This is a genomic window from Vibrio sp. T13N (assembly GCF_032970445.1).
GTDB classification, from domain to species: domain Bacteria; phylum Pseudomonadota; class Gammaproteobacteria; order Enterobacterales; family Vibrionaceae; genus Vibrio; species Vibrio diabolicus.
Window position 1 is genome coordinate 1 of record NZ_JAWJYE010000061.1, and the last position, 662, is coordinate 662.

The 662-nt window shown below is 45.1% G+C and carries 1 rRNA gene; it reads right to left on the bottom strand.

Features of this window, described 5'->3' with window-relative positions:
• Positions 1-493 (bottom strand): 23S ribosomal RNA (locus R2S67_RS22780); the annotation flags it as partial.
• Positions 494-662 lie beyond the last annotated feature (169 nt).

Genomic DNA, 662 nt, shown 5'->3' on the forward strand with positions numbered 1-662 from the left:
ATTTCACTCCCCTCACAGGGGTTCTTTTCGCCTTTCCCTCACGGTACTGGTTCACTATCGGTCAGTCAGTAGTATTTAGCCTTGGAGGATGGTCCCCCCATATTCAGACAGGATATCACGTGTCCCGCCCTACTCGATTTCACTGAACACACGTCGTCAACTACGGGACTATCACCCTGTATCGTCGGCCTTTCCAGGCTGTTCGTCTAACGCGTGTAAAGCTTAAGGGCTAGTCCAATTTCGCTCGCCGCTACTTTCGGAATCTCGGTTGATTTCTTTTCCTCGGGGTACTTAGATGTTTCAGTTCCCCCGGTTCGCCCTGTTGAGCTATGTATTCACTCAACAGTAATACCTTATGGTATTGGGTTTCCCCATTCGGAAATCCCAGACTCAARTGGTTTTTACTACCTAATCTGGGCTTATCGCAAGTTAATACGTCCTTCATCGCCTCTGACTGCCAAGGCATCCACCGTGTACGCTTAGTCACTTAACCATACAACCCGAAGGAGTTTCGAGTTGATAATCAAATCACCAAAGTTGTCTCTCATTATTTGAATGAGCGAGAGACATTCGATTTTGCCGGACTCAAATTCCAAGAACACTTGAATGTGTTTTTAGTTGTATTCATAAATGAATACTTTGAGAACTTTACAATCAACAAT